1 protein-coding gene and 1 pseudogene are annotated in these 1,843 nt (G+C 73.4%); both read left to right on the top strand.

Annotated features, from left to right (window positions below):
* Positions 1-478 (top strand): annotated as a pseudogene (locus tag ACLEQD_RS42525) (response regulator); the annotation flags it as partial.
* Positions 475-1,542 carry a chemotaxis-specific protein-glutamate methyltransferase CheB gene (cheB, locus tag ACLEQD_RS42530; protein WP_410391673.1) on the top strand — a complete coding sequence of 356 codons (1,068 nt, stop codon included), beginning with the start codon at positions 475-477 and terminating at the stop codon, positions 1,540-1,542. The pseudogene ACLEQD_RS42525 and the gene cheB, both read left to right, overlap by 4 nt.
* Positions 1,543-1,843 lie beyond the last annotated feature (301 nt).

Consider the following 1,843-nt stretch of genomic DNA (forward strand, 5'->3'; position numbering starts at 1 on the left):
GCGGTGATGCCGGATGGGCGCATGGCGCTCCTGCTCAGCCCCGCGTCGCTGGTGCGGGCCGCGGGCGGGCGCCCCTCCGCGCCACTTCTTCCCCACGCCCAAGGAGCAGGCCGCGCGCCGGCGCGTGGTGCTGGCGGACGACTCGCCCACGACGCGCATGCTGGAGCAGAGCATCCTGGAGGGCGCCGGCTACGACGTCACCGCGTGCGCGGACGGCGCGGAGGCGTGGGAGCGGCTCCAGGCGGGCGGCGCGGACGCGATGGTGATGGACGTGGAGATGCCGCGCATGGATGGCTTCCAGGTGACGGAGGCCGTGCGCGCGTCGCCGCGCTTCGGACGGGTGCCGGTGGTGCTCGTCACGTCGCGAGAGAAGCCCGAGGACAAGGCGCGCGGCCTGCAAGCCGGCGCGAGCGCCTACATCGTGAAGAGCGCGTTTGACCCCACGAGCCTGCTGGAGACGCTGAGGCGACTGCTATGAAGACCGAACCGTTGCGCATCCTGGTGGCCGAGGACTCGCCCACCGCCCGGCGGCTGCTGGTGGAGATCCTGCGCACCGACCCGGCGCTCGCCGTGGTGGGCGAGGCCAAGGACGGCCTGGAGGCGGTGGACCTGTGCCAGCGGCTGCACCCCGCGCTGGTGACCATGGACATCCAGATGCCGCGCATGGACGGCCTGGACGCCACCCGCCGCATCATGACGGAGGTGCCCACGCCCGTGGTGGTGGTGTCCACGCTGGTGGAGCGCGACATCCAGACGTCCATGGCCGCGCTGCGGGCCGGGGCGCTGGCGGTGCTCCAGAAGCCGGTGGGCCCGGAGTCCCCGGACTTCGAGGCGGACAGCCGCCGGCTGCGCGACACGCTCAAGGCCATGGCCCAGGTGAAGGTGGTGCGCCGCTGGCCGGACCGCGCCACCACGTCCACGCCCCTCCAGGAGACGACGCCCATCCCCGCCTTCCGCGCGCCCGCCGTGCTGGCCATGGCCGCGTCCACCGGAGGCCCCGCCGCGCTCTACCGCATCCTGTCCGACCTGGGCGCACAGGCCACGCCCCCGCCCCCCATCCTGCTGGTGCAGCACATCGCGCTGGGCTTCGGCAACGGCCTGGCCACGTGGCTGGGCACCGCCACGAAGCTGCGGGTGAAGGTGGCCGAGGACGGCGAGCCGCTCACCCCCGGCACCGTGTACCTGGCCCCGGACGACAAGCACCTGGGCGTGACGCAGGACTACCGGGCGCAGGTGTCCGGCGCCGCCCCCATCCAGGGCTTCCGGCCTTCCGCCAACTGGCTGTTCCGGTCCGTCGCGCGGGCCTACGGGCAGACGTCCCTGGCGGTGGTGCTCACCGGCATGGGCCAGGACGGCCTGGACGGCATCCGCGACCTGCACCAGGCGGGCGGGCGGGTGATCGCCCAGGACGAGGCGACCTCCGTCGTCTACGGGATGCCCGCCGTGGTGGTGGGCGCCAACCTGGCGCACGAGGTCCTGCCGCTCGGGCAGATCGCCCGCCGGCTGCTGGCGCTGCTCCAGCCCGGAGTGCGGTTTCCCTGAAGTGTTGCTTGAGTGAAAGTCACTCGCGGATATTCGTGGCCGGAATGGGGGCCCTGGCACGGAGTGTCAATATCGGGTCCAATGGGGCGGGCACCCCCGCCCCCTCTTCTTGATGAGTGCTGCCACGACTGGTCCTGCCTACGAAGCGGTCTTCGCCGCCATCCCCGACCCTGCCTACCTCCTGGATGGCACGGGCCGGCTGGTGTCGTGCAGCGCCGCGGGCGCCCGGGCGCTCGGCCGCGCGGTGGGGAGCTTCGGGCCGGCACTGGAGCGAGCTGGGCTGGCCGCACGAGGCGCTGAC

Origin of the sequence: Corallococcus sp. 4LFB (genome assembly GCF_046520365.1) — a bacterium.
In the GTDB taxonomy this organism is placed as follows: domain Bacteria; phylum Myxococcota; class Myxococcia; order Myxococcales; family Myxococcaceae; genus Corallococcus; species Corallococcus caeni.